The sequence below is a fragment of the Variovorax sp. UC122_21 genome (assembly GCF_044056785.1).
Classification (GTDB): Bacteria; Pseudomonadota; Gammaproteobacteria; order Burkholderiales; family Burkholderiaceae_C; genus Variovorax.
In genome coordinates this window covers 642,114-667,464 of the sequence record NZ_CP172003.1, presented here as the reverse complement: position 1 = coordinate 667,464, position 25,351 = coordinate 642,114, and the positions used below count along the sequence as shown (strand labels likewise).

Here is a 25,351-nt window from a genome sequence, read left to right as displayed (position 1 = left end):
TTCAACAGGAGACGCCAATGACCGTGAGAACCGAGAAGGATGGTGCGGTGTGGACCGTGATCCACAGCCGCTTCGACGAAGCGCGCAACGCGATGGACCCCGACAGCGCCGACGCGCTGGTCGAGCAGCTGCAGGCCTTCGACCGCGATCCGCAGGCGCGCGTCGCGGTGCTGTGGGGCGAGGGCGGTGCCTTCTGCGCCGGTTGGGACCTCAAGTACGCGAGCACGCTGGCGGACCGCGAGCGCTTCGACCAGGACATCGTGCGCGGCCTGGCGTTTCCGATGGGCGCCAACGCGGCACCGCGGGGACCGCTGGGGCCGACGCGGCTGGAGCTGTCGAAGCCCGTGATCGCGGCGGTGGAAGGCCCCGCGGTGGCGGGCGGCATGGAACTCGCGCTGTGGTGCGACATCCGCGTGATGGCCGACAGCGCCTACTTCGGCGTCTACTGCCGCCGCTGGGGCATCCCGCTGCTCGATGGCGGCGCGGTGCGCCTGCCGCGGCTGGTGGGGCAGGGCCGCGCGATGGAGATCATCCTCACCGGCCGCAAGGTGCCGGCCGAGGAGGCGCTGCGCATCGGCATGTGCGAGCAGCTGGTGCCGCATGGCGAGGCGCGGCAGGCGGCCGAGGCGATGGCCAGGGAGATCGCGCGCTTCCCGCAGGCCGCCGTGCGGGCCGATCGCCGCACGGTCCACGAAAGCCATGGGCTGCCGCTGCGCGATGCGATGCGCGTGGAGTGGGCCAACGGCGTGGAGGCGCATCACCAGGAAGGCGCCGATGGCGCGGGCCGCTTTGCATCGGGACTGGGGCGCGGCGGCGACTTCGGCCGCATCTGATCATTCCTCGAACAGGCGCGACTGCGACGAGGTCAGCGCCGAGAAGCTCTCGCCCATCGGCTGCAGGATCGCGTCCGCGATCGGCCGCAGCTGCTTCGCGAGGTAGTGCTCGTAGTCGATCCGCGACTGCCGCGCTTCCAGCGGCTCGGGCCCGTTGCGCGTCATCACGTACTGGATCCAGCCGCCGTTCTGGTATTGGCGCGGCCGCTGGGCCCGGTCGTTGAATGCGTCGGCGATGCGCGCCGCGCGCACCTGCGGCGGCACGTTGACCTGGTAGTCGTCGAGCCGATGGCGCAGGCGCTTGCGGTAGATCAGCAGCTCGTCCTTGGCGCCCGCCAGCATCGAGCGCGCGTAGTCGGTGACGAAGTCGCGGTAGGGCTCGTCGTGGAAGATGCGCGACAGCAGTCCTTCCTGGAACTGGCGCGCCAGCGGCGTCCAGTCGCTGCGCGCCATCTCGAGGCCGCGATAGACCATCTCCTCCTTGCCCCCGGCATCGACGCTCAGGCCCGCATAGCGCTTCTTGCTGCCGATCTCCGAGCCGCGGATGGTGGGCATGAAGAACTTCTTGTAGTGGGTGTCGAACTCGATCTCGAGGAAGTTGCGCAGTCCCTGCCCGTCGTGCAGGGTGCGGGTCCACCAGGCGTTGATCTCGGTGGTGAGCGCCGCGGCGATGGCATGCGCGTCCTCGCTGGAATGCGCGCGCTTGAGCCAGATGAAGATCGAGTCGGTGTCGCCGTAGATGACCTCGTAGCCGCGTTCCTCCACGAAGTCGCGCGTGAGCCGCATCATCTCGTGGCCGCGCAACGTGATGGCGGACACCAGGTCGGGATTGAAGAAGCGGCAGTCGGACGCGCCCAGCACGCCCGCGAAGGAGTTCATGAGCAGCTTCAGCGCCTGCGACAGCGGTTCGTTCTTCGCGCGCTTGGCCTCGTCGCGCGCATGCCAGAAGGTGCTGACGATCTCGGGCAGGCAGTGCTTCTCGCGCGAGAACAGCGTGCCGTTCGGGCCCTTCACGCCCGCGGCAGGGTCTTGCGCGCGCGTGCCTTCCACCAGCCCCACGGGGTCGACGAGGAAGGTGCGGATGATCGATGGATAGAGGCTCTTGTAGTCGAGCACCACCACCGAGTCGTAGAAGCCGGGCTTGGAGTCCATCACGTAGCCGCCCGGATAGGCCTTGCTGAGGATCTCGCCGACGTTGGGCGCCACGTAGCCCAGCCGGTGCATGCGCGGCAGGTAGTGGTGGCTGAACGCGGCGATGGAGCCGCCGAAGTGGTCGGCCTGCAGGCCCGTGGTCTGGGCGCGCTCCAGCACGAAGCTCAGCAGCTTCGTCTTCTCGAAGATGCGCAGCACCAGCTCGCAGTCGCGGATGTTGTAGGTGGCGAGCGCCGGCTTGTCCTGCTGGTAGCGGCGCTCGATCTCGGCCATCTTGTCGTACTCGTCGCCGATGGCCTTGCCTTCGCCGAGCAAGGCCTGCGACACCGACTCGAGGCTGAAGGACGGAAAGCTCCACATCCCGGAGCGCAGCGCCTCGATGCCGTCGATGATCACGCGGCCCGCGGTGGTCGCGAACAGGTAGCCCTGCCTGCCCGGATGCGTGCGCCATTCGAAGGGCCGGCGTTCGCGGCCCGGCAGCAGCGGCACGCCGGCGGTGTCGGCCGTCTTCTGCAGCACGCGCAGGTCGAACTGGATCACGCTCCAGCCGACGATGACGTCGGGATCGTTGTGTTCGAACCAGTCGTTGAGGCGCTCGATCATCGCCTTGCGGCTGGCGCAGTAGACGAGCGAGAAGCCCAGCGGCTCGCTCGCCGCCTGCGCGGGCGCCTCGCCCAGCATGTAGACCACGCGCTCGCCGGTGCCGTCGAGCGCGATCGAGTAGAGCTCCTCGTGCTGGCTGGTCTCGATGTCGAGCGACACCACCTTGAGCCGTGGCCGGTAGGCGGGCGCGGGCTTGAGCCGCGGATCGACGATGGCAGCGCCGTCGGGCCGGCCGCCTTCCACCAGCGTGCCCGCCGTGATGAAGCGCTCCATCAGGTAGCGGTCGTGCGGCCGGATGTCGGCCTCGAGCACTGGAATGCCCTTCGCCTCGAGCAGCCGCACCAGCCGCTTGAGCTGGCGGAAATGCGTGACGTAGACGCCGACGACCGGCTCCTGGCCGAAGGTCTTGAGCGCGAGTTCGCGCAGCTGCAGGCCCGGCAGCTCCGCGGCGTGCGACTCCACCGCCTGCCTGTGCTTCGCCGCGACGAAGGCGACCGAGGTCTGGGCGTTGAGCAGCACCTTGCGCGGGCCCTCGTCGGTGGCGAGCCAGAACTCGATCTCTGTGCCGCCGGGCGCATCGCGCCAGCGCCGGGTGAGGATGAATCCCTGGAGTTCGGTGGACGGCACGGGCGGCTGGAGATCGGGTGGAGCGGGAGGATGCTGGATTCTCACAGGGCCGCGCTTTGCTTGCGCCTGGCCGTCGTGCTGCGCGGCGGCATGCTGTCCTTCATGGCCTCCTTGAGGAGGCCGAACACGCGCCGGTCGCCGAGCTGCGCGACATTGAAGCGCGCGAACGAGCCCGCCGTCTGCGAGACGCTGAAGACATTGCCGGGCGCGAGCACGACCTTCTGTTCCATGCAGCGCCGCGCCAGCACCGCGGAGTCGAGCCCGTCGGGCAGCCGGCACCAGAGGTAGAAGCCGCCGCGCGGCGCGAGCCAGGGCGCGATCCCCAGCGCGGCCAGGCGCTCGGTGGCGTCCTTGCGCGCGCGCGTGAGGCGCTGGCGCACCTCGTCCATGTGCTTGCGGTAGCTGCCGCCGGCCAGCACGCCGGCGATCAGTTCGGTGGCCACCGGGCTCGGGCCGCCGAACTGGGTCGCCACCTGCAGGTCGACCAGCCCGTCGATCCAGTCGCGGCGCGCGGCGATGTAGCCGCAGCGCACCGAGGCCGAGAGCGTCTTGGAGAAGCTGCCGATCCGGATCGCGCGCTGCAGGCCGTCGAGCACCGCGAGACGCGGCGAGGGCGAGGGCTCGAAGTCGGCGAAGACCTCGTCCTCGACGATCGTCATGCCCTGCGCCGCGGCCGCGCCGAGCACGCGGTGCGCGGTCTGCGGCGAGATGGTGGCGCCGGTGGGGTTGTGCAGCGCCGAGTTGGTGATGTAGAGCCGCGGGTTCTGCGCCAGCGCCTGCGTGAAGGCCGCGACGTCGGGACCGGTGGGCGTGAACGGCACGCCGACGATCTTCGCCTGGTGCGCGCGCAGCAGCGCCTGGAAGTTGAAGTAGCAGGGGTCGTCGACCAGCACCGTGTCGCCGGGCCGCAGCAGCAGGCGGCAGATCAGGTCGATGGCCTGCGTGCCCGAGGTGGTCAGCAGCAGCTGTTCGGGCGTCGCGGCGATGCCCTCGTCGGCCAGGCGCGCCAGCAGCAGGCGGCGCAGCGCGAGCGCGCCGCGCGTGCTGCCGTAGTCGGCCAGCAGCGCATCGTCGGCGCGGCTCAGCGCGCGCAGGCCCTTGCGCAGGGCCGCGTGCGGCATCCAGTCGGCCGGCAGCCAGCCGCAGCCCGGCATGAGGAAGGAACCATCGGCATCCAGCGACTGGCGCGAGACCCAGAAGGGATCGACGTCGCGCTCGCGCGGCGCACCCATCTCGGCCAGCGCCATCGGCGGCAGGTTGGCGCCGGTCACGTAGAAGCCCGAGCCGCGGCGCGCGCGGATCACGCCCTCGGCCTCGAGGCGGTCGTAGGCCTCGACCACGGTCGAGGGCGAGACGCCCATGGTCTCGGCGAAGCTGCGCACCGAGGGCAGGCGATCACCTTCCACCAGCGCGCGGTTCGCGATCTTGGCGCGCACCGCCTCCATCAGCGCATCGGTCCGCATCGTTGCCTTCACACCGCTCATCCTCTTTGCCTTCCCAGTGACTGTGTGGCTGGGATAAGCCATACAGTTTGCCGAAATTGTATGCCTCTGTGCCTTCCTTCCCTCGCACCGGGCCGCTACGCTGAGGGGATGACAAGCGAAGGTTCTCGACGACATTCGGCCGGCTGGGGCAGCGGCCTGCTGGGCGTGCTCATCTTCAGCGGCTCGCTGCCCGCCACGCGCGTGGCGGTGGCCGATTTCTCGCCGCTGTTCCTGACGGCCGCGCGCGCGGTGATCGCCGCCCTGCTGGGCGCGGTGTTCCTGTTCGCGCTGCGCGAAGCGCGGCCAAAGCGAGCCGACCTCGTGCCGCTGATCCTGGTGTCCATCGGCGTGGTCGTCGGCTTTCCGCTGCTGACCGCGCTCGCGCTGCAGCACATCGATGCAGCGCATTCGGTGGTCTTCGTCGGCTTGCTGCCGCTGTCGACCGCGATCTTCGGCGTGCTGCGCGGCGGCGAGCGGCCCAGGCCCGCCTTCTGGCTGTTCTCGATCGTCGGCGCCGCGGTGGTGGCCGGCTTCGCGCTGCACGGCAGCCGCGGCGGCAGCCTGCAGGGCGACCTGCTGATGATCGCGGCCATCGTGGTGTGCGGACTCGGCTATGCCGAAGGCGCCACGCTCTCGCGCCGCCTCGGTGGCTGGCAGGTGATCTGCTGGGCGCTGCTGCTGTCGCTGCCGCTCATGGCGGCCATCGCGCTGTTCACCCTGCCGCAGGCCTGGGACCGCATCGGCGCCCCGGCCTGGGCCGGCCTGGCCTACGTGTCGGTGTTCAGCATGATGATCGGCTTCGTCTTCTGGTACCGCGGCCTCGCGCTCGGCGGCATCGCGGGCGTGGGCCAGCTGCAGTTGCTGCAGCCCTTCTTCGGCCTGCTGCTGGCCGGGCTGCTGCTCGGCGAACCGGTGGCCTGGACCATGATCGCCTCGACCGTGGTCGTGGTGTTCTGCGTGGCGGGCGCCAAGCGTTTCGCCTGAGCGGCCGATGTCTTCAGCGATCGAGATCGGCGCGCTCGCGCCGCTGAGCCGGCCGGGTTGGGTCGAGGCGGGCGAGCATCTGCTCGCGGGCATGGAGCTGGCCGTGTGCGAGATCAACGAGGCGGGCGGTGTCGACGGCCGGCCCCTGCGCCTCGTGGCGAGGGATACCGCGGCCGATCCCGCGAGAGCCGTGGCTGCCGTGGACGAACTGGCAGGCCTCGGCGTGGTGGCACTGGCCGGGGAGTACCACAGCGTGGTCGCCCGCGCGGCCGCCGCACGCGCGCATGCACTCGGCCTGCCGTTCCTCTGCGCGTCGGCGGTGCTCGATGCGCTGTGCGAACAGCCGACGCCCTGGGTGGCGCGGCTGGCGCCGGCGCAGTCGCATGGCTGGCGGATCTACGCCGACTTCCTGCTCGGCGAGGGCCATCGCCGCATCGCGGTCGCGGCGGATGCCAGCGTCTACTGGGCGGCGGGCACGGGCATCCTGCGCGAGCACCTGGCCGCGCGCGACGGTGTGCTGATCGAGCTCGATGCGCGAGCGTTGTCGCCCGCGGCGCTGTGCGACCAGCTGTTCGAGCAACGCGCCACGGCCGTCCTGATGCTGGCCGGCCACCCCGAGCCGGCCGTGCCCATCGTCGAGGCCGTGCGCCATGACCCGCGCCTTGCCGGCATGCGGATCGGCGCGCCGGCAGGGCAGCCCGAGTTCGCCGACTGGATGGCGGCGCTGGGCGTGGATGGCGCGGCGATTCCGTTCCTTCGCTATCTGCCCGAGCGCCTCGGTTCGTCAGCCATGCGCATCGAGGCGGCATTGCGCGAGCGACTGGGCGCGGCGCCTTCGTTCGTCGCCTTCGAGGGCTACGACACGATCGCCGTGCTCGCCGAGGCGATGCGATCGCATGGCGCGCAGCGCGAGCGCATCGCCGAAGCGTGGTCGCACGGGACCTTCGACAGCAGCCGCGGCCCGCTCCGGTTCTCGCGCGTGCCGGGCATCGATGTCCTGCAATGGGCCTGGCCGCCGGTCCAGGTCGTCGAGCGCGATCCCTCGAAGCCCGATCGCTTCAGCGTGCTCCACGCCAGCGCCTGAGCCGGCTCAGGCGTGCAGCCTGCCAAGGAAGTCGCGCATCAGCCCCGACACCTCCGCGAGGTGCGTCTCGAGCAGCCAGTGCCCGCCATCGAGCAGATGCAGCTCGGCCTGCGGCAGGTCGCGCAGATAGGCGCGCGCCGACTTCTCGGGCATGTAGTGATCGTGCGGACCCCAGACGATCAGCGTCGGCGGCTTGTGGGTCGCGAGGTATTGGCGATGCGCCGGAAACCACGCGCGGTTCTGTTTCAGGCCCGCGATCAGGTCGATCGCAACCTCCTTGCGTTTCGGCGTGACCAGCGACCAGTGCAGCTTCCACAGGTCCGGCGGAATCCGGTCGGCGCGCTCCTCGTCCAGCGCATTGAGGAATTCCTCCTTGAAGGTCTCCTCGTCGATGGCTTTCGCCAGTCGGGCGCGCATCTCGGACTCGGGCAGGGTCCAGGTCTCTTCGATCTCCGCGTACTTCGGGCCCAGCGCGTCCTCGTAGGGAATGTCGCCGTTCTGGATGATCTGCGCCACGATGCGCTCGGGCGCCATGATCGCCAGCCGCGCGCCGATCGGCGATCCGAAGTCGTGCAGGTAGAGCGCGAAGCGCGACAGGCCCAGCGTCTTCACGAAGCGGTCGAGGAATTGCGCATAGCCGTCGAAGCTGTAGTCGAAGTCCTCGGGCGTGGCGCTGTACCCCGCGCCCGGATAGTCGGGCGCGTCGAGCCGCCAGCGGTCCCCGAGAAGCGGCATCAGGTTGCGGAACTCGTAGGACGAGCACGGGTAGCCATGCGGCAGCAGCACGGCCGGCGCATCGGGCGGGCCGGCTTCGCGGTAGAAGGTGTCCACGTTGCCGACCTGGATGCGGCGGTGTCGAACGGCGGAAGTCATGCGGTGCTCCCCGTCTCGACCACGAAGGCATGCAGCTCGGCGAGCTTCCCGTCGCGAAAGCGCCAGACATCGCAGTAGCTGTGATGGGTCGCCTTGCCCGCGCCGTCCTTCAGCGTGATCTCGCCGATGGCCGCCACGATGTCGCCCTCGGCGACCAGCCGATGCACGTCGAAGCGGGGCGGCTCCTTGTACGTCTGCGCCATCCATTGGCGAACGGCGTCCTTGCCGTCGAGCGTCTGTTCGCCCACGAAGGTCCACTTCGTGTCGTCGGTGCAGGCACTCAGAAAACCTTCGTAGTCGCCTTCGACGATGGCCGCGTTGGCCCGCTCGAGGGTGGCCTTGTTCGTCTGTGACATCCGGAACTCTCCTTCGTTGAACCAGGAACAGGTCCCGGTATAGAGCTCCGGTGCGACCCGATCGTCAGCCCATGGGCAACGATGGCGTACGCGATCGGCTGACAGCTAGCGCAGGTCGAAACCGAAGTGCAGACCGCGCGCGAGCAGTCCGTTGCGGAAGTAGAAGCGCTGCGCCAGCGCGTTGTCCAGGCCGGTGTCGAGCGTGAGGCGCGTGCAGCCCGCTTCGCGCGCCAGCGTCTTCAGCGCGCCGAGCAGCGCGCTGCCCACGCCACTGCTGCGCTCGTCCTGCGTGGTCACGAGGTCGTCGACGTAGAGGAAGCGTCCGTGGATCAGGTTGCGCTGGAAGCGGTAGCCCGCGAAGCCGCGCGGCGCATCGTGCTGCCAGGCCGCGAGCATGCGATAGCCCTCGCGGCGCTGCTCGGTCACGGCCTGCTGGAAGGCTTCGGGACTCACGAGGTGCGGGCGCAGCTGGCGCACGATGGGGTGGCAGGCGAGGAGGTCGGCGTCGGATTCGACGGGGAGGAAGTGGAGCGGGGTGGCGGTCATGAGGGTGAAGTCGATGAAAGGACCCGGGCAGTGTGCGGCCGCGACTTCCCCTCGCATTGGACCAACTTCGATGATTCGGGTTGGGCCATGTCGCCATGGCCCCCGCCTCTTGCGTGCAGGCCGTTGCTCAGTTGAGCTTCATCACGGCAACGGGATTCGCCTTTGGTACGAGCGGCATGTCCAGGGTCGTGTTGGCCAGGTCCAGCGAGACCGTCTCACCGCCCCAGTTGTCGTACCCCTCTATCACCACGGAAATCGTTCTGCCCGGCAAGACGGTGAAGTCGCGCGGCATCATTTCCAGCGAGACCTTGTAGGCCGTATCGGGCGCAATGGTCTCCGGCTTCTCGAGGGACTTGTGGAAGCGGGGATTGGCCCAGCCCCAGGTCACCGCTTGTCCATCGACGAACAACTTTGCCTTGAGATTGCTTACGCCATTGGAGAGCTTGACGGTTGTCGTCACGTAGATCGTGCCGGCAAAGCGGGTTGCGTTCATGAGAGGCCGGGACACGAAGCTCCCGCTGTCGGCGCCATAACTCAGCGTCAAGGGTTCTCCTGCCGATCCCTCCCCGGCGTCTGGTGTCAACAAGAGACCCGTGTCCGAGGCGGCGTTGCGATGCAGGTAGTACGAAACCGTCTTCGTTGCCGGCCAGGCGTCTTCCTTCACCATGATTCCGCCCGAGGTGACGCAATCCCTCGGGTTGTGAGCACCGGAGGCAGGCTGATTGCAGTGACCTGTCAGTGTGTCGCTCAAGTCGGTCCGCGGCTCGCCGCCGAGGTCTCCGGCAACCTTGTCTCCGGGTGGTGTTTCCCGCACGTAGGTCGGCTGGGCCTCGACGCCGTTGTTCACGCCAAAGAGATAGCGCGAATACCACAGCATGATCTGCTTCTGCCATTCCTTCTGCCAGGCAGGATCGTCGTGATCCTTGGCATGGAACCACAGTTGCACCGGCTTCTTCATCCGATGGAGCGTTTGATACAACTGAACGGCGTTCTTCGTCTTGACGTTGTTGTCGCTCTGACCGTGCGAGATGAGCGTCGCGGCCTTGATGTTGCCCGCCAGTGCGAGCGTATTGCGTTCTTTCCAGAAGTCGGTGTAGGCGAGTGTTTCGTCGTCGACCCCCGCGTCCAGTTTGGCAAAGCTGGCGGTGCATTCGGCCGGCGGGCTTTGATCGTTGTATATCCGGGCATAGCCGTTGAGAGTGATGACGCCAAGCTCGTCGGGGACCACACCGTTGTACCGTGAGAAATAGTCGTAGGCATTGCTGATGCCAGCCACCGGAACGATGGCTTCGAGTCCGGTGACCCCCATCGCGGCGGCCATGATGGGCAGGGTCCCACCGTAGGAAATCCCTTCCATGGCGACGTGGTTCGTCGACCAGGAGGCCGCGGTCACCGCAGCACCGTTCGCGTCGAAGCCTTGTGCGGACGGATCGCTCGCCAGCCAGCGAACGACGTCGGCCATGGCCTGACGCTCCGCGCTGTCCATGATGCTGGCGCAACCCTCCGACTGGTAGGTCCCGATCGTGTCGGCGTAGACGACGGTGTAGCCCATTCGCAGGTACTGATCTTCGCCAAGAAAGGGTTGTCGCTTCCCGACGTAGGCAGGGTCCCCGTAGTAGTAGGACGGCCGAACGATCACCGGTGTCTTCAACCCATCGGCCACTTCCCCCGGTTGCACGATGCGCAGCGCGAGGCGATCGGGTTTGCCGTTGTTGTCGGTATCGAGCGCCGTCTGGACCTTGACGCTGAACTTCAACGGTTCCCGGTTCGGAGAGAGCCACGGCAGCACCATGCCGTTCTCGACGGTGGGGCCGTCGTGCCCTGGGTAGAGGCCGGCAAGCTTGGGGTACGGCACGCCCGTCGGGGAGTTCTCGAACTGAGGCCCCACATCGGGCAGCGGCATCGGCGCCGGGATCGGCCCGGGAGGCGGCTCTTGCGTGATGGTCTGCGGTGCGTTTGCCACGGGCAGGTAGACAACGGAGGAGGTACCGTCCCCGCCGCCGCAGGCGCCGAGGAGCAGGGCCGCCGCGGTGGCGCCGGCGACCTGGCGTCCGCGCGCTGTCAGTCTTCGGCCCTTGCTCGTTGCGGTACTCGATGCTTCGACATTCTTTTTCATTTGGACATTCCCTTGTGTGGTCGGTAGAGGCGGGTTCAGGCGCCGGCGTCGCTGGCCCGGACAGGTCGTGAACGGACCGCGCCGATTCCGCCGCGACATGCCGCCGGCGCGGCGACTGGACAGGCCGTGAAGGTGATTCGAATTAATCTTCTATTACGCATTTGTGTTGTTTCCATAAAGACAAAAGAAGAACGGCCGATTTGTCATGCGGCGTTCACCCGCGTGTCGATCACGAACCGCCACCCGCATTGCAAATGGCCGCGCGAACGTCACGTATCGGCACTCTTCCCATGAGCGCCGAATCTCGACAATCTTTGGGTTATCGCTCTAGGCGACAGGCCCTTCGCAACCGGCAATGCAGCGAGCTGGGCACGGCGATGCCGGGGCGTGGCAAGCCCAATGGCATCGAGAGAAGGGAGTCGGGTTGCAACGGAACAGAAGGTACAGCGAAGACTTCTGTGCGTTGGCGAAAGCGCGATGCTTTGATTCTGAAAAAAGAATGTCGCCCTGGGATTCTTTCAGTCCGAATCCGTGAACCTTTGTTCATTTACTCTCCCTGTTGACTCCAGAAAAAGTCTGCACGAACTGTGCCAATTCGAGGGAAATGAACTGGTGATCTTTCTTGTTTGTCCGAATCGCCTGTTGGATGTGTCGCGGTCGTCCGATGGCGATGCAATGCACGCGCCCGGCGAGGCGCCGGACCCGATGGACGAAATGATCGAGAAGCTGGCGGCCCGCTAGACGGCCGCGCGATCGCCGCGCGCCGGCGCCACCATGTTGCGGCAGGCGATCAGATAAGGGCGACCTCCTCACCGAAGGCGCGGTGATCCTGCAGTGGATCGCCGACCGGCATCCAGAGCACCGGCTGCTGCCGCCCTTCGGCACGCGGCAGCGCTACCGCGCGCTCGAGTGGCTGAACTTCGTCGCGAGCGATCTGCACAAGGGCATGGCCGTGATGTTCTCGCCCTACCTCGACGCGGACACCAAGAAGCGGTTCGCGGACGGCAACCTCACGAGCAAGCTCGCCTACATCGACGAGCACCTGTCGACCCACGACTATGTGCTGGGCGCCGATTTCTCGGTGGCCGATGCCTATCTCTACAACGTGCTGTCGTGGCCGCCGCGTGTGAACATCGATCTCTCGGGTTACGCGGCGATCCAGCGCTTCATGGTCCGCATGGGGAAGCGCCCCAGCGTTCGCGCGGCGCTGGAAGCCGAGCGCCTCGCGGCCCGTTAACTGGAAGCCGGCGGCCACAGCACCGGAAACAGCGGATGCGCCATCGGCGCGCCCGCCGGCAGCTGTTCGGCCAGCCCCGGGAAATCCGGCGAGGTCTTCCAGCGCCGCGGCGCATGCCGCATGTCGTCGCCCAGCATGCGGACCGAGAACACCCGCCGCCGCCGGCCGGGCTCGAGCCCGGCCGAGGCGTGCAGCGTGAGCATGTTGAAGGCGATGGCGTCGCCGGGTTCCACGGCCCAGCCGAGGATGTCGTGGGCCGTGCGGTCGGCCTCGATGTCGGGCAGGTCGGCCAGCGCGCCTTCGGGGAACCACCGGGCCTCGTTGGTCATGAAGGTGCGCGGCATCAGCCACGGCCCCTTGTGCGATCCGGCGACGAGCTCCAGCGTCGAGGCACGCGACACCGGATCGACCGGAATCCAGAAGCTCACGTTCTGGCTGCCCTCGACGTTGTAGTAGGGCTGGTCCTGGTGCCAGGGCGTGCGCTGGCGCGTGCCCGATTCCTTCGTGAGCATGTGGTCGTGATAGAGCCGCACCTGCGTGCTCCTCGTGAGCCTGGCCGCGGCGGCCGGCAATGCCGAGCGCGAGATCACGTCCCAGTACGCCGGGATCTCCTGCCAGTTGCAGAAGTCCTCGATGAAGAAGCCCGGGTCGTCGGGCCGGCTCGCCACCTTCGCGCGCACGCTCGGCGCGGCGAGGTTGGCATCGATGCCCTGGCGCAGCAGCTCGACCTCGGCGGGCCGCAGGACACCGCGCAGGACGATGGCGCCATCGCGCGAGAACTCCTCGACCTGTTGGTCCGATGGGAGCCTGTCGTCTGGTCGTGCATTCATGGCGGTGTCTCCTTCGAGGTAAGGCAGTGGTTGCGGGGCCGAAGGCAGTCTAGAGTGACGGCTTGCAGAACAGCCCCTCCAATCGGACAAGCGATCGAGCAAGCCGGACAACATGAAGCGACCCCTCAAATCCGCCGCCGACGGCCAGCCCGTGCTCTTCAAGGTCGTGCACCTGGAACCCGGCGGCACCGCGCCGCGCGACAGCCACGAGGAAGGGCAGTTCGTGCATGCGATCTCGGGCGTGATCGAGGTGGGAATGGGGGGCCGGGTCTTCCTGGCGCCGCCGCAGTACGGCGTGTACAGATCCCGCCGCGCGTCGAGCACCTGTCGAGCAACCGCCATGCGGCCAGCTACGCCACGGTCTATCTGGCCGAGGCCCTGTGCGACGTGCTCCCCAAGCGCGCCTGCACCATGGTCATCAGCCCGCTGACGCAGGCCGTGCTCGACAGCCTGCGCGGCCGCTCGATCGAGGTGCCGCGCAATCCGGCCGAGCAGCGCCTGTTCGAGGTCCTGCGCGACGAGCTGGCCATCGCGCCCGGCCACGACAGCTACCTGCCGATGTCGGACGACCCCCAGCTGGGCCGCGTGCTCGAGGCCTTGCAGGCGCAACCCTGGGATGGCCGCTCGCTCGCCGAATGGGCCGCCACGGTGCATTCGACCGAGCGCACGCTGGCGCGGCGCTGCGAGCGCGACCTGCAGATGCCGTTCAGCGAATGGCGCCAGCGCCTCAAGGTGATCCGCGGGATCGCCCTGCTGGAGGCGGGGCGCGCGGTGAAGGACGTCGCGATCGAGCTGGGCTACGGCTCGCCCTCGGCCTTCATCGCCATGTTCTGCAAGCAGATCGGCATGACGCCGCAGGCGTACATCCGGCAGAAGGGACGTTGATCAGTCGAGGCGGTGCCCACCCGCCGCATCGAACAGATGCGCCTTCGCCGCCACCGGCCACAGCGGCAGCCGCTCGCCGGGCCGCGCGTCGATGCGCTCGCGGAAGGCCGCGATCACCGTCTGCGTGCCGAGCTTCAGCGCCACCTGCGTTTCCGAGCCGGTCGGCTCGACCACGATCACGTCGGCCGGCAGCGCCGCATCGGCATCGCCGTTGCCGCCGCCATCGATCGTGAAGTGCTCGGGCCGCGTGCCGTACAGCACGCGGTCGCCATGGGCCGCGCGCGGCGCGCGATGCAGCGGCAGTCGCAGGCCGTCGTCGGTCAGCACGTGCGGCGCGCCGTCGAGCTGCAGCCGGCCCGCGATGATGTTCATCGCCGGCGAACCGATGAAGCCCGCCACGAAGGCGTTGCGCGGCTGGTCGTAGAGCTCCAGCGGCGCGCCGATCTGCTCCACGCGGCCTTCCTTGAGCACGACGATGCGGTCGGCCATGGTCATGGCTTCGACCTGGTCGTGGGTGACGTAGACCGTGGTGGTGCCCAGGCGCTGGTGCAGCGCCTTGATCTCGGTGCGCATCTGCACGCGCAGCTTGGCGTCGAGGTTCGACAGCGGCTCGTCGAACAGGAAGGCCTGCGGCTGGCGCACGATGGCGCGGCCCATGGCCACGCGCTGGCGCTGGCCGCCCGAGAGCTGGCGCGGGCGCCGCTCGAGCAGCTCCTGCAGCCCCAGCGTCTCGGCCGCGGCCTGCACCCGGCGCGCGATCTGGTCGCGCGGCAGGCCCTGGATGCTCAGGCCGAAGCCGAGGTTCTGCGCCACCGTCATGTGCGGATAGAGCGCGTAGTTCTGGAACACCATCGCCACGTCGCGGTCGCGCGGCGCGGTGTCGTTGATGCGGCGTTCGCCGAGCAGGATGTCGCCGGCATCGGCGTTCTCGAGGCCCGCGATGGTGCGCAGCAGCGTCGACTTGCCGCAGCCCGAGGGCCCGACCAGCGCGACGAACTCGCCGTCGCGGATCTCGATGTCGATGCCGCGGATGACGGGCGTGGCGCCGAACTGCTTGAAGAGCTTGCGGATGGAGATGGAAGCCATGGGGTCGGTCAGTCCTTGACGCCGCCGGCCGTGAGACCGCGCACGAGGTATTTGCGCACCAGCACCGTGAACACGATGACCGGGAACATCACGAGCGTGCCGCCCGCGGCGATCTTGGTCCACTCCCAGCCTTCGTACTGCAGGAAGTTGACGATCGCCACCGGCGCGGTGATGGCGTTGGTGCGCGTGAGGATCAGCGCATAGAAGAAGTCGTTCCACGAGAAGATGAAGCACAGCACCGCGGTGGCGGCGAGGCCCGGCGCGGTCAGCGGCAGCGCCACGCGCCAGAAGGCCTGCCAGACGCCGCAGCCGTCGATCCACGCGGCCTCCTCGAGCGAGGCCGGCACCGCCTCGAAGAAGGTCTGCATCAGCCAGATCACGATCGCGAGGTTGAAGGTCAGGTACACGATCGCCAGGCCGATCAGCGTGTCCTGCAGCCCCAGGTACTGGTAGGCGAGAAAGAACGGGATGGTGAAGGCGATCGGCGGCGCCATGCGCGTGACCAGGATCCACAGCGCGATGCGGTCGCGGCCCTTGAACTTCCAGCGCGTGAGCGCATAGGCCGCGGGCACGCCGATCAGCAGCGAGAAGACGGTCGACATCGTGCTCACCGCCAGGCTGTTCCAGAACGAGCGCACGAAGTTGCCCTGCAGCAGGCTCAGGAAGCCGTCGAGCGTGGGTACGAACAGCAGGCCGTCCTCGAAGATGTCGGCCGCGGGCTTGAACGCGAGCTGCACCAGCCAGAGGAAGGGCGAGAGCACGAGCAGCACCAGCAGCGCGACCGTCAGCGAGCGCCCGTGGGCGCGCAGCCAGGGCACGCGGCGCGCGCGGTGCGTGGCGCCCGAGAGGTCGGTGCCCGCGCCTTCCTCGTGCGACAGCGCGAGTTCGGCGGCGTCGATCGTGCGGCTAGCGAGCGTCATGGCTGCCCCATCCGAGTTTGCCGACCAGCCAGCTCAGCACGAACACGCCCACCAGCATCACGGTGGCGATCGCGCTCGCATAGCCCCAGTACGAGAAGTTGAAGGCCTGGATGAAGCCGTAGTAGTTGGTGACCTCGGTCACGTTGCCGGGCCCGCCGTTGGTCAGCACGTAGATCAGCGGAAAGGCCTTGAAGCTGTCGATCAGGCGGAACAGGCCGCACACCACCAGCACCGGCCGGATGTAGGGGAACACGATGTGGCGGAACAGCTGCCAGCGGTTCGCGCCCTCGAGCGTGGCGGCCTCGATCGGGTCGTCGGGAATCATCTGCAGCGAGGCCAGCACCATCAGCATGGTGAAGGGGAACCACTGCCAGGTGTCGGCCAGCGAGATCGCCCACAGCGCGGTGTCGGGGTCGGCGATCAGCGAGCGCACGGGCAAGCCGATGTGCTCGAGCAGCCGGTGCATCGGGCTCACGTCGGGCGTGTAGATGATCTTCCAGATCAGCGCCACCACGATCGGCGGCAGCACCATCGGGATCAGCAGCAGCGTCTTCGCGCCGTCGAGCACGCGCGACTTGCCGTTGAGCAGCAGCGCCAGGCCCAGCCCGGTGGCGAGCTGCAGCGCCACGCTCGAGGCCGAGAGCTTGAGCTGCACCGCGATCGAGCCGAGGAAGCGGTCGTCGTGCAGCAGCTGGCGGTAGTTCACCAGCGGATCGTCGAAGCGGAAGCTCGCGGCCGGATCGGTCAGGCTCAGCGGCGTGAAGCTCGCGACCAGCAGCGCCGCCGCCGGCACCAGCGTGATCAGCAACAGCACCGCCAGCGAGGGCGAGAGCCCGAGCAGGAAGGCGCGCCGCTGCTCGGCCTGCCAGGAGGCCGGCGCGGAAAGCACGGAAGCCATCGCCGCCGTGCCTCAGAGCTTGACGCCCGCGCGCTTCAATTCGGCGATCGAGTTGGCCTGCGCCTGCTGGAAGGCCTGCTTCGCCGACAGCTGCCCGCTCGCGATCAGCTCGATCGCCTTGTTGAGCTGCTGGTCCACCTGCGGATAGACCGAGACCGTGCGGTACTTCATGTGGCCCGACTTCGAGGCCGACTCGATCGCATCGAGCGACAGCTTCGCGAGGTCGCTGCCGTTGATGACCTGCTTCTGGCGGAACTCGGGCGAATCGATGTCCGAGCGGCGTGCCGGCGAACCGTAGCCCGCGGTGACGGCGCGGCGCGTGGTCTGCTTGCTCAATGCCCACTGGATGAAGACCCAGGCGGCCTCCTTGTTCTTCGAGCCGGTGGGAATGCCCAGGCCGTGCACGGCGGTGCCCGGGAAGCGGCCGGCCGGGCCCTTGGGCACCTGGCCGAAGCGCACCGTCTTCACCGTCTTGCTGGTGGCGGCGTCGCCGAGCTGCGCCAGGTGGAGCTGGCCCGCATCGGTGAAGTTCACGCGGCCCAGCTTCAGCGCCTGCGTCACCTGGTCGGGCTGGTAGGTCACGGCGCCGTCGGGGCCGAATTCCTTGAGCAGGTTGGCGTAGTACTCGCCGGCCGCGATCGCCTCGGGCGTGTCGAGCGTTGGGAACAGGTCGTCGGGTGCCTTGCGGAACACGTCGCCGCCGAAGGCGTGCAGGTAGGGCACGAAGGTCCAGCCGTAGTGATTGTCGGCCACGAAGCCGGCCACGCGTTCCTTGCGGTTGACGGCGCGCAGCACCTTCACCAGGTCGTCGGTGGTGTCGGGGAAGGCCAGGCCGGCCTTCTCCACCAGGTCGAAGCGCGACGAGGCCGTGAGCAGCGCCTCGGCGGTCCAGGGAATGCCGTAGAGCTTGCCGTCGCGGCCGGTCTCGGGCGCGCGCGCACCGGGCAGGAAGTCGTTGATGTCGAAGTCCGGCGCGGTCAGGTTCGCGTTGCGGATGTAGTCGTCGAGCGGCGTGAGCCAGCCGGAGTTGATCCAGCGGCTCGAATAGATGAAGGTGACGTTGACCACGTCGTAGGCCGAACCGCGTGTGGAGAGCTCGAGGTCGGCGCGCTGGTTGTAGACCGGGAACGAGGGCGTGTCGAAGTTGACCTTGGCGCCGGTCAGCGCCTCGAACTCGGGCAGCCATTGCTGCAGCAGCTTGGGATAGGCGGCGCTGAAGGTCGAGACGTTGAGCGTCACGCCTGCGAACTTCTTGGCGCCGCCCTGGGCGCCGGCGAGGCCGGGCAACAGCGATGCGGCGCCGAGCGCGGCGGTTGTCTTGAGCAGGTCGCGGCGGTGCAGCGAGGCGAGGGGATTCTGGAGCTTCATGTCGTGGGCGGATGGCATCAGGCGGTGGCGGCGATGACTTCGTCGATGCGCGCGTCGTTGGTGGCTTCGGGCCGGCTGCGCGTGCGGCTGCGCTGGCCGTCGATGGACACGGCCGCCTCGCCGTGCACCGTGACGCGGCGCACCAGCCGCGGCTGGTTGCCGTAGTCGTTGATCGCGAAGTGCTGCGTGGCGCGGTTGTCCCAGATCGCCACGTCGTCCTGGCGCCAGTTCCAGCGCACCGTGTTCTCGAGCCGGATCACGCGGTTCTGCAGCAGCTCGAAGATGCGCGCCGACTCGGTGCTCGACAGCCCGACCAGCTTCTTCACGAAATGGCCCAGCAGCAGCGCGCGCTCGCCCGACACCGGATGCACGTGCACCACCGGATGCTCGGCCTCGTAGACGGCCGAGACGAACACCTTGCGGTGGTGGGTCAGGCGTTCCTCCTCGACCTGCACGCGGTCGGCGCCGTAGTCGTAGTCGTTGCTGTGCACGGCCCAGAGCTGGTCGGCGAGCTGCTTGAGCTGCGCCGGCAGGCGCTCGTAGGCCAGCGCGGTGTTGGCCCAGACGGTGTCGCCGCCATAGGCCGGGATCTTCACGCCGCGCAGGATCGAAATCTTGGGGAAGGCGTCGACGAAGGTCACGTCGGTGTGCCAGGAGTCGGCGCGCCCGCCGCCCTTGGAGGCATCGAGTTCGAACAGCTTCGTGCCGGTGGGCGAGGGCACCGTCGGGTGCGCCACCGTGCGGCCGAAGCGCGCGCCGAAGGCCTGGTGCGACGCGTCGTCGAGCTGCGTCTGGCCACGGAAGAACAGCACCTTGTGCCTGACCAGCGCGGCATTCAGCAGCTCGACGGTCTCGGCGTCGAGTTCGGGCGACAGCTTCAGGTCCTGCACCTCGCCGCCGAGGCTGCCCGCCACGCGGCGGATGCGCAGATGGCCGAAGCTGGTGTCGAAGGCGTCGGCGGAAAAGGTGTTCTCGTTGCTCATCGTGGGTCCTGGCAAAGGTCGGGAGCCGCAGATTCTGTGGCGCGGGTTCGCGCAGGCGAACTACCGATTCGTTGCTTGGAAATGAGCAAAACGTCTTAGCGGTCGCGCTCCATCCTCACCATGCGAGCTGCAATCGCGAGGGCCGTGCCTCGCCGGGTTCGCCGAGTTCGCCGCCGCGCGGTGGCGCGCGGCGCTCGTCGACGCCCGCATCGACGAAGTCGCTCAGCACGTCGTCGCGCAAGCGGATGAAGGCCGGATCGCTGCGGTTGCGCGGATGCGGCAGGTCCACCGCCACGGTGCGGCGGATGCGCCCCGGCGAGGGCTGCATCACCACCACGCGGTCGCCGAGGAACACGGCCTCCTCCACGTCGTGCGTCACCAGCAGCATGGTGATGCGCTCCTTCTGCCAGATGCGCTGCAGTTCGTTCTGCAGCCGCGCGCGCGGTGAGCGCGTCGAGCGCGCCGAAGGGCTCGTCGAGCAGCAGCACGCGCGGCCGGTTGACCAGGCCGCGCGCGATGGCCACGCGCTGCGCCATGCCGCCCGAGATCTGGTGCGGCCACGATTTCTCGAAACCGCCGAGGCCGACCAGCGCCACGTGCTCGGCCACCAGCTCGGCCTTCTGCTTCGCGCCGAGCGGCGCGTTGCGCAGGCCCACCGCGATGTTCTGCTCGACCGTGAGCCACGGAAACAGCCGGTGGTCCTGGAACACGATGCCGCGCTCGCGGCCGGTGCCCGCGATCGGCTGGCCGCCCAGCAGGATCTGGCCTTCGTACTGGTCGTCGAGCCCGAGGACCAGCCGCAGCAGCGTCGACTTGCCGCAGCCGCTCGCGCCCACGATGCTGGTGAAGCTGCCCGGCGGCACGTGCAGGTCGATGTTCTCGAGCACCTGCAGTTCGCCGCCGCGCGCCTGTGCCTGCGCGTAGCGCTTGCCGAGGCCGCGGATGTCGAGTTCGTTCGATGCGATGGAGGTGCTCATGGTGCGGGGAAGAAGAGGTGTCAGGCCCGGCCGGTCCAGCGCGCCAGCCGGCGTTCGAGCGCGCGCGCCGAGGCATTCATCAGCCAGCCGACGAGGCCGATGACGAACATGCCGAAGATCACCAGGTCCATCTGGAAATGCTCGCTGCCCTCGATCAGGGTGTTGCCGATGCCCTTGCCGGCCACCAGCAGGTACTCGGCGCCGATGGTCGCGAGCCAGGAATAGATGAGCGCGAGGTACACGCCCGTGAAGATGGCGGGCAGCGCGGCCGGCAGCACCACCTGCGTGAGCGTCTGCCAGCGCGTGAAGCCGTAGACGCGCGCCACCTCGAGCAGCGCCGGCGGCACGGTGCGGATGCCGTCGCAGGTGTTGACCACCACCGGCACCAGCGCGGCCAGCGAGAGGAACACCACCTTGGCCACGTCGCCGAGGCCGAACCAGACCGAGATCAGCGGAATCCACGCGAACAGCGAGATCTGCTTGAAGGTGTTGAAGCTCGGGCCGACGATGCGGTTGAACAGCGGCCACAGGCCCAGCAGCGCGCCGAGCACCAGGCCCGAGGCGGTGCCGATCAGGAAACCCGTGGCCTCGCGCGCGAGGCTGGCGCTGAGCGCGCGCCACAGGCGGCCGCTGACGACCTGGTCGGCGGCGGTCGCGAGCACCTTCTGCGGCGAGACCAGCAGCGCCGAGTTCACGACGTCGAGCCACGACAGCAGCGCCCACAGCGCGATCGCCACGGCGGGCAGCACCAGGCCGCGCCAGCGACTGCGATCGACGGGCCGCAGCGGCTGCACCGCGGCCAGCTCGGCCGCGTCGCGCGACAGCGAGGCGGGCGCGCTCATCGCGCGGCACCGCCCGGACGGTGCCGGTGCAGCGTGTTCTCGAGCCGCTCGAGCAGGCGGTCGATGGCCCAGCCGATCGCGCCCACGATCACCACCGCGGCCATCACCAGGTCGAGCTGGAACAGCTGGCGGCCATAGACGATCAGGTAGCCCAGCCCCTCGCTCGAAGCGACCAGCTCGACCACCACCAGCGACAGCCAGGCCTTGGTGAAGCCCAGCCGCACGCCCGTGAACAGCGTGGGCACGGCATGCGGCAGCACGATCTCCAGCACCTGCTGGCGCCGGCTGTAGCCATAGACCTCGCCGACCTCGCGCAGCGATTGCGGCGTCTGCCGGAAGCCCTGCAGCGTGTTGAGCGCCACCGGCACCAGCGCCGCCTTGGCGATCAGGATGTACTTGAGCGGCTCGCCGATGCCCACGATCAGCAGCACGAAGGGCAGCCAGGCCAGCACCGGGATCTGCACCAGCGCGTTGAAGCTCGGCAGCAGGTAGGCCTCGATGCGGCGCGACAGGCCCATGGCCGTGCCCAGCAGCAGCCCGAGCAGCGTGCCGATCGCGAAGCCCACGCCCACGCGCGCGAAACTGGTGCTCACGTGCAGCCAGAGGTCGCCGCTGGTCGCGAGGTCGCGCAGCGTCTCGGCCACGAACTCGGGCGGCGGCAGCACCTGCGGCGAGATCCAGCCCTGGCCGGCACCCACGAACCACAGCGCGAGCAAGGCGGCGGGCAGCAGCCAGGGCAGGGCGGCGTCGCCGAGGCGGCGCCACGGCAAGGACAGGCGAACGGGCGTGACCGCGTCGCGCTGCAGGACCGCCGACAGTTCGGCTTCGGCGCTCATGGTTGTTGCTCCCTCTCCCTCTGGGAGAGGGCGGGGGTGAGGGCCGGCGGCGCTGGCTCGAGCGACGCCTGTGCGAAGGCCGTCGCCCTCACCCTGACCCTCTCCCGGAGGGAGAGGGAAGAAGACCGCGTGATCATCGCGACGCGACCGCGGGCCCGCCCTTCGGCTGCCCCTTCGCGTCGGAAGCGCTCCAGTAGCCCTCGAGGCCCTGCTTCTTGAGCGCGGCCTTGAGGTAGCGCGTCTCGAACCAGTCGTCGACCGTGACCTCGCGGCGGATCAGCTTGAGCTTGAGCGCATCGCCGACCACGGCCTTGTAGCGCGCCACGATGAAGTCGTCGGCCAGCGGCGAGTTGCGCTGCGCCAGCGGCTGCTTGTCGAACTCGGCGGTCCACGAGGCGACCGGCGTGCCGCTGCGGGCCCAGATGCGGAACAGCTCGTCGCGGTTCTTCTCTTCCGACGACCAGTGCGCGGCGCGCACGAACACGTCGACCACGCGCTGCACCTCGGCGGGGTTGGCCTGCTCGAACTCGCTGCGCACCAGCAGCGCGGCCTGGCGCGTGAGCGCCGGATCGCGGCCCTGGGTGGAATAGACCACCTTCGCGAGTCCCTGGTCGCGCACCTTGAACCATTCGTAGCCGCCGAAGGCCGCGTCCACCCCGTTCGAGACCAGCGCCGCCTGCGCGCTGCCGGTGTCGAGGTTCACGCCCTTGATGTCGCGCTCGGCCAGCCCGTCGGCCGCCAGCACGTTGATCGCGACCAGGTGGCCGTTGGTGCCGCGGAAGATCGACACCGTGCGGCCCTTGAGGTCCTTGATCGACTGGATGTTCGACTGCGTCGGCGTGACCAGGTAGAGGTTGTTGCGCGCGCCGCTGACCAGCAGCACCTTGGTCTTGAGGCCGTTCGAACGGCCGACGATCGAGGGCAGGTCGCCCTGGTAGGCGAAGTCGATCTGCTTGTTCGACAGCGCCTCGTTCACGGCCGGGCCCGCGCCCTTGAAGAACAGCCACTCGACCTTGATGCCCGAAGCCTTGAACTCCTCCTCGAGCCAGTTGTTGGCGCGCGCCACGCCGCCGGGCGAACCGCCCCAGGTGACGGGATCGCCGCCGCCGGCCGTGGCCACGCCGATGCGGATGGTGTCGGGCGCGGCCTGCGCCGAGGCCGCGAGGGCGGTGGCCAGCAGCGCGGTCCAGCGCAGGAGATGGCGCACGAGCTTCATGGCGTGCCTTTCTTCGCGGCCAGCTTGCGGCCGACCTCGGTGCCTTCGAAGAAGCGCGGATTGGCCTCGGTGTAGAAGCGGTGCGGGTTCTCGAACACGAAGGCCCGGAAATCGGCCGCCGAGATCACGCCCTGCTGCACCAGGTCCCATGTCTCGGCCAGCGGCTCGGTGAACTCCGGCACGTCCCAGTGGCCCACGTCGGACGACCAGATCGCGTTGATCTTCGCGCCCAGCGGGTTCACCTTGTCGTTGAAGGCCGCGGCCACGGTGCGGTCGTCGGCTTCCGAGCCGAAGTAGAAGTTGTTGACCCAGCGGTCGCGGATGTCCTCGACCTTCTCGATGCCCGCGAGCGCGAAGTCGTCGATCTCGCTCTCGTTCGGCTCGCGGCTGTGCGGCAGCGCCGAGATGCCCAGGCTGTCGCGCAGCAGCGTGGTCTTGTCGAGCGTGCGGCCCTTGACGAAGTCGCCGCCGTAACGCTCGAACAGCGAGGCCAGCAGCTCGATGTCGGCCTCGGCCGGGTCGTAGTTGCGTACCGCATGCCGGTTGCGTTTCTCCCAGCGGTCCACCAGGTGCGTGTAGACGTGCGAACCCCAGTCCGCGCCGCCTTCGAGCAGGCCCACGCGCAGCCCCGGAAAGCGCCGCGTCACGCCGCCGAAGAACAGCGCCTTGGCGAAGGCCTGCGAGCCATCGGCGAAGTGGCCGATGTGGTTGTTCATGTAGTTGCTGATCGACTGCCGGCCGGTCCAGCCCTGGCTGCCGTAGTGCGTGGTCACCGGCACGCCGAGCTCCACCACCTTGGCCCAGAACGGGTCGTAGTCGTGCTCGCTGTCGATGCCGTAGAAGTCGATGTAGCCGACCTGCTTGGCGATCTCGGGATGCTCGGCGGCCGGGTACCTCTCGGCGATGGCGCGGATCGGACGGCGCACGCCGCCCGCGATGTTGATGACCTTCAGGCCCAGCGTCTTGACCGCGAACTCCAGCTCCTCGATGCCCTCCTGAGGCGAGTGCAGCGGAATGCCCGCCACCGGCGTCAGCCGGTCGGCGTAGGGCCGGTACTGGTCGGCGTGGAAGTGGTTGATGGCGCGGTGCAGCGGCTGGCGGTACTCGCTGCCGGCCGCGGCCGGCGAGAGCACGTCGTTGGGGGAACAGGATCGAGTAGTCGGAGCCCTGCTCGCCCAGGCGCTCGTGCAGCAGCGCGGGCAGCGTGTAGGTCGCGAGGTCGTAGGTGTTGCGCGTGACGCGGGCCCACCAGGGCGCGCGCAGCGTGCGGTGGAACTGGCGCTCCTCGGCCGACTGCTGGTACCAGTCCTTGCCGCCGCCGTTGCGCGTGACGAAGCGCCCGCCGAGCGCCTTGCGCAGCGCATCGACCAGCTTGTTGCCGCCGTACTGCGCCACGTAGTCCTCGAGCACGGGCGCGAAGTCGTTGACGTGCACGTCGGTGTCGATCACCGGATGGTCGAGGCCGGCCTTCACGGCGGCCGAGCGCGAGGCATGCACGCGCTGGAGTCGGTCGTTCATCTGCGGGGTCCTTGCTGAAAGAGGATCGACGCAGACTAAGGTGGCCGCCGGTGGCGGGCCAACGAAGGCTTTCAGGGATGCTTAGCCGTCGTTCGCATAAGCGCGGATCAGGCCGCGGCGAGCGCGGGCGCCGTGCGATCGGCGATGGCCTCGAAGAAGGAGGCGATGAGCCGGCTGTCGCGCCGCTCGCGCAGGCAGCACACGTGGATGTGGGTCGAGATCACGTCGCCCTCGATGCGCACCGGCCGCAGGCGCGGGTCGGGCACGTACTCGGATTCGGAGACCGTGCCGATGCCCAGTCCGCGCGCGACGGCCTCGCGCAGCGCCTCGCGGCTGCCGATCTCCATCGCGACCTGCACCGTGACGCCCTGCCTGGCGAGCGCGTCCTCGAGCGCCTTGCGCGTGGTCGAGCCCGGCTCGCGCATCAGCAGCGGCTGGCCCGAGAGTTCGCGCAGCGCGATCGCCTCGCGCTTGGCGAACGGATGGCCGACATGGACGAAGGCGATCACCGGGTAGCGCGCATAGAGCTGCATGTGATAGCGCTCGTCGGGAAAGCGGCTCGCGACCACGCCCACGTCGCTCACGTAGCGGTCGAGTGCGTCGAGCACCACCTCGGAGTTGCCCAGCGTGACCGAGATCTTGATGCGCGGATGCACCGCGTGGTAGGCCTCGATCATCTCGGTGACGTGGTACGGGCCGACCGCGCCGACCTTCAGCGAGCCGTGGCGCAGCTTGCCGCTGTCGTCGAGCAGCGAGCTCATGTCGCCCTCGAGCGCGATCATGCGCCGCGCCAGTGGCAGCATCTCGAGGCCGAGCGCGGACAGCTCGACGCGGCGCCCGCGCCGGTGGAACAGCTCGGCGCCGTACTCGCGCTCCATCATCTGGATCTGCGAGTTGAGCGTGCTGTGGCTCATGCCCAGCGTGCGCGCCGCGGCCGTGAATCCGCCGTCGTGGGCGACCGCGACGAAGGCGCGGATCTGGTTGAGCGTCACTGCGGGTCTCCGGGATCTGTAGGTCGTTGCGAAACGCACCATGATGCCGGCCGATCGTGATGGCCTCGTGTAAGCGTGCCGCCGCGCGGGGCGGCGGCACGCCGC

Annotated in this window: 22 protein-coding genes and 2 pseudogenes; 5 read left to right on the top strand and 19 right to left on the bottom strand. The window is 68.7% G+C overall.

The features are described 5' to 3' along the window. The first annotated feature begins 17 nt into the window (after nucleotides 1–17). Nucleotides 18–833 carry a crotonase/enoyl-CoA hydratase family protein gene (locus tag ACHMXE_RS03415; RefSeq protein WP_395346852.1) on the top strand — a complete coding sequence of 272 codons (816 nt, stop codon included), beginning with the start codon at nucleotides 18–20 and terminating at the stop codon, nucleotides 831–833. On the opposite strand, the gene ACHMXE_RS03410 is transcribed toward ACHMXE_RS03415, so the two are convergent. Then, nucleotides 834–3,215, bottom strand: a complete 2,382-nt coding sequence (locus ACHMXE_RS03410) for a DNA polymerase II (RefSeq protein WP_395346851.1) — start codon at nucleotides 3,213–3,215, stop codon at nucleotides 834–836. Between the two features lie 41 nt (nucleotides 3,216–3,256). Then, on the bottom strand, nucleotides 3,257–4,690 hold the full coding sequence (locus tag ACHMXE_RS03405; protein ID WP_395346850.1) for a PLP-dependent aminotransferase family protein: 1,434 nt from the start codon (nucleotides 4,688–4,690) through the stop codon (nucleotides 3,257–3,259). Between the two features lie 117 nt (nucleotides 4,691–4,807). Between ACHMXE_RS03405 and ACHMXE_RS03400 the strand changes: the two genes are divergently transcribed. Then, complete coding sequence (locus tag ACHMXE_RS03400) at nucleotides 4,808–5,683, top strand: DMT family transporter (RefSeq protein ID WP_395346849.1); 876 nt, start codon at nucleotides 4,808–4,810, stop codon at nucleotides 5,681–5,683. Between the two features lie 7 nt (nucleotides 5,684–5,690). Beyond that, complete coding sequence (locus ACHMXE_RS03395; protein ID WP_395346847.1) at nucleotides 5,691–6,767, top strand: ABC transporter substrate-binding protein; 1,077 nt, start codon at nucleotides 5,691–5,693, stop codon at nucleotides 6,765–6,767. Nucleotides 6,768–6,773: 6 nt separating this feature from the next. On the opposite strand, the gene ACHMXE_RS03390 is transcribed toward ACHMXE_RS03395, so the two are convergent. The 4 genes from ACHMXE_RS03390 to ACHMXE_RS03375 all read right to left on the bottom strand — a co-directional run bounded on the left by ACHMXE_RS03390 (nucleotide 6,774) and on the right by ACHMXE_RS03375 (nucleotide 10,658). Continuing rightward, nucleotides 6,774–7,640 (bottom strand): alpha/beta fold hydrolase, encoded by an 867-nt coding sequence (locus ACHMXE_RS03390; RefSeq protein WP_395346846.1) that lies wholly within the window; start codon nucleotides 7,638–7,640, stop codon nucleotides 6,774–6,776. After that, nucleotides 7,637–7,996 (bottom strand): nuclear transport factor 2 family protein, encoded by a 360-nt coding sequence (locus ACHMXE_RS03385; RefSeq protein ID WP_395346844.1) that lies wholly within the window; start codon nucleotides 7,994–7,996, stop codon nucleotides 7,637–7,639. The genes ACHMXE_RS03390 and ACHMXE_RS03385 overlap by 4 nt, the downstream gene beginning before the upstream one ends. Before the next feature lie 105 nt (nucleotides 7,997–8,101). Continuing rightward, entirely contained in the window at nucleotides 8,102–8,542 is a 441-nt protein-coding gene (locus ACHMXE_RS03380) for a GNAT family N-acetyltransferase (protein WP_395346843.1), read from the bottom strand. Between the two features lie 127 nt (nucleotides 8,543–8,669). After that, nucleotides 8,670–10,658 (bottom strand): CocE/NonD family hydrolase, encoded by a 1,989-nt coding sequence (locus ACHMXE_RS03375; RefSeq protein WP_395346841.1) that lies wholly within the window; start codon nucleotides 10,656–10,658, stop codon nucleotides 8,670–8,672. Nucleotides 10,659–11,481: 823 nt separating this feature from the next. Here ACHMXE_RS03375 and ACHMXE_RS03370 point away from each other — a divergent pair. Beyond that, nucleotides 11,482–11,895 (top strand): glutathione binding-like protein, encoded by a 414-nt coding sequence (locus ACHMXE_RS03370; RefSeq protein ID WP_395346840.1) that lies wholly within the window; start codon nucleotides 11,482–11,484, stop codon nucleotides 11,893–11,895. Here ACHMXE_RS03370 and ACHMXE_RS03365 read toward each other — a convergent pair. Beyond that, nucleotides 11,892–12,725 carry a phytanoyl-CoA dioxygenase family protein gene (locus ACHMXE_RS03365; RefSeq protein WP_395346839.1) on the bottom strand — a complete coding sequence of 278 codons (834 nt, stop codon included), beginning with the start codon at nucleotides 12,723–12,725 and terminating at the stop codon, nucleotides 11,892–11,894. The genes ACHMXE_RS03370 and ACHMXE_RS03365 overlap by 4 nt on opposite strands. A gap of 49 nt (nucleotides 12,726–12,774) precedes the next feature. Continuing rightward, nucleotides 12,775–12,954 (bottom strand): hypothetical protein, encoded by a 180-nt coding sequence (locus ACHMXE_RS03360; protein WP_395346838.1) that lies wholly within the window; start codon nucleotides 12,952–12,954, stop codon nucleotides 12,775–12,777. A gap of 158 nt (nucleotides 12,955–13,112) precedes the next feature. Here ACHMXE_RS03360 and ACHMXE_RS03355 point away from each other — a divergent pair, with 158 nt between their 5' ends. Continuing rightward, nucleotides 13,113–13,610: a helix-turn-helix domain-containing protein gene (locus ACHMXE_RS03355; RefSeq protein WP_395346836.1), complete on the top strand. Its 498-nt coding sequence runs from the start codon at nucleotides 13,113–13,115 to the stop codon at nucleotides 13,608–13,610. On the opposite strand, the gene ACHMXE_RS03350 is transcribed toward ACHMXE_RS03355, so the two are convergent. The 11 genes and pseudogenes from ACHMXE_RS03350 to ACHMXE_RS03300 form a co-directional block, all read right to left on the bottom strand. Further along, nucleotides 13,611–14,696 carry an ABC transporter ATP-binding protein gene (locus ACHMXE_RS03350; RefSeq protein ID WP_395346834.1) on the bottom strand — a complete coding sequence of 362 codons (1,086 nt, stop codon included), beginning with the start codon at nucleotides 14,694–14,696 and terminating at the stop codon, nucleotides 13,611–13,613. 8 nt (nucleotides 14,697–14,704) lie between these two features. Continuing rightward, nucleotides 14,705–15,616, bottom strand: coding sequence for a carbohydrate ABC transporter permease (locus ACHMXE_RS03345; RefSeq protein ID WP_209539978.1), 912 nt, complete (start codon nucleotides 15,614–15,616; stop codon nucleotides 14,705–14,707). After that, entirely contained in the window at nucleotides 15,603–16,514 is a 912-nt protein-coding gene (locus tag ACHMXE_RS03340; protein WP_395346833.1) for a carbohydrate ABC transporter permease, read from the bottom strand. Before ACHMXE_RS03340 ends, ACHMXE_RS03345 begins: the two co-directional genes overlap by 14 nt. A gap of 12 nt (nucleotides 16,515–16,526) precedes the next feature. After that, nucleotides 16,527–17,882, bottom strand: coding sequence for an ABC transporter substrate-binding protein (locus ACHMXE_RS03335; protein ID WP_395346832.1), 1,356 nt, complete (start codon nucleotides 17,880–17,882; stop codon nucleotides 16,527–16,529). 17 nt (nucleotides 17,883–17,899) lie between these two features. Further along, entirely contained in the window at nucleotides 17,900–18,865 is a 966-nt protein-coding gene (locus tag ACHMXE_RS03330) for a TauD/TfdA family dioxygenase (protein ID WP_203206784.1), read from the bottom strand. A gap of 115 nt (nucleotides 18,866–18,980) precedes the next feature. Further along, nucleotides 18,981–19,842 (bottom strand): annotated as a pseudogene (locus ACHMXE_RS03325) (ABC transporter ATP-binding protein). A 20-nt stretch (nucleotides 19,843–19,862) separates the two neighbouring features. Next, complete coding sequence (locus tag ACHMXE_RS03320; protein ID WP_395346831.1) at nucleotides 19,863–20,684, bottom strand: ABC transporter permease; 822 nt, start codon at nucleotides 20,682–20,684, stop codon at nucleotides 19,863–19,865. Further along, nucleotides 20,681–21,520 carry an ABC transporter permease gene (locus ACHMXE_RS03315; protein ID WP_395346830.1) on the bottom strand — a complete coding sequence of 280 codons (840 nt, stop codon included), beginning with the start codon at nucleotides 21,518–21,520 and terminating at the stop codon, nucleotides 20,681–20,683. Before ACHMXE_RS03315 ends, ACHMXE_RS03320 begins: the two co-directional genes overlap by 4 nt. A gap of 133 nt (nucleotides 21,521–21,653) precedes the next feature. Beyond that, the gene (locus ACHMXE_RS03310) at nucleotides 21,654–22,736 is read right to left on the bottom strand and encodes an ABC transporter substrate-binding protein (RefSeq protein ID WP_395346828.1); all 1,083 of its coding nucleotides are present in this window, start codon (nucleotides 22,734–22,736) and stop codon (nucleotides 21,654–21,656) included. Continuing rightward, nucleotides 22,733–24,254: pseudogene (locus ACHMXE_RS03305) on the bottom strand (amidohydrolase family protein). Before ACHMXE_RS03305 ends, ACHMXE_RS03310 begins: the two are co-directional and overlap by 4 nt. 107 nt (nucleotides 24,255–24,361) lie before the next feature. Beyond that, nucleotides 24,362–25,246: a LysR substrate-binding domain-containing protein gene (locus ACHMXE_RS03300; protein WP_395346827.1), complete on the bottom strand. Its 885-nt coding sequence runs from the start codon at nucleotides 25,244–25,246 to the stop codon at nucleotides 24,362–24,364. Nucleotides 25,247–25,351: the final 105 nt, after the last annotated feature.

Coding starts and splice junctions, on each gene's coding strand:
- ACHMXE_RS03415 (WP_395346852.1), top strand. CDS start 18: ATGACCGTGAGAACCGAGAAGGATGGTGCGGTGTGGACCGTGATCCAC.
- ACHMXE_RS03400 (WP_395346849.1), top strand. CDS start 4,808: ATGACAAGCGAAGGTTCTCGACGACATTCGGCCGGCTGGGGCAGCGGC.
- ACHMXE_RS03395 (WP_395346847.1), top strand. CDS start 5,691: ATGTCTTCAGCGATCGAGATCGGCGCGCTCGCGCCGCTGAGCCGGCCG.
- ACHMXE_RS03390 (WP_395346846.1), bottom strand. CDS start 7,640: ATGACTTCCGCCGTTCGACACCGCCGCATCCAGGTCGGCAACGTGGAC.
- ACHMXE_RS03385 (WP_395346844.1), bottom strand. CDS start 7,996: ATGTCACAGACGAACAAGGCCACCCTCGAGCGGGCCAACGCGGCCATC.
- ACHMXE_RS03380 (WP_395346843.1), bottom strand. CDS start 8,542: ATGACCGCCACCCCGCTCCACTTCCTCCCCGTCGAATCCGACGCCGAC.
- ACHMXE_RS03375 (WP_395346841.1), bottom strand. CDS start 10,658: ATGAAAAAGAATGTCGAAGCATCGAGTACCGCAACGAGCAAGGGCCGA.
- ACHMXE_RS03365 (WP_395346839.1), bottom strand. CDS start 12,725: ATGAATGCACGACCAGACGACAGGCTCCCATCGGACCAACAGGTCGAG.
- ACHMXE_RS03360 (WP_395346838.1), bottom strand. CDS start 12,954: ATGCACGAACTGCCCTTCCTCGTGGCTGTCGCGCGGCGCGGTGCCGCC.
- ACHMXE_RS03350 (WP_395346834.1), bottom strand. CDS start 14,696: ATGGCTTCCATCTCCATCCGCAAGCTCTTCAAGCAGTTCGGCGCCACG.
- ACHMXE_RS03345 (WP_209539978.1), bottom strand. CDS start 15,616: ATGACGCTCGCTAGCCGCACGATCGACGCCGCCGAACTCGCGCTGTCG.
- ACHMXE_RS03340 (WP_395346833.1), bottom strand. CDS start 16,514: ATGGCTTCCGTGCTTTCCGCGCCGGCCTCCTGGCAGGCCGAGCAGCGG.
- ACHMXE_RS03335 (WP_395346832.1), bottom strand. CDS start 17,882: ATGAAGCTCCAGAATCCCCTCGCCTCGCTGCACCGCCGCGACCTGCTC.
- ACHMXE_RS03330 (WP_203206784.1), bottom strand. CDS start 18,865: ATGAGCAACGAGAACACCTTTTCCGCCGACGCCTTCGACACCAGCTTC.
- ACHMXE_RS03320 (WP_395346831.1), bottom strand. CDS start 20,684: ATGAGCGCGCCCGCCTCGCTGTCGCGCGACGCGGCCGAGCTGGCCGCG.
- ACHMXE_RS03315 (WP_395346830.1), bottom strand. CDS start 21,520: ATGAGCGCCGAAGCCGAACTGTCGGCGGTCCTGCAGCGCGACGCGGTC.
- ACHMXE_RS03310 (WP_395346828.1), bottom strand. CDS start 22,736: ATGAAGCTCGTGCGCCATCTCCTGCGCTGGACCGCGCTGCTGGCCACC.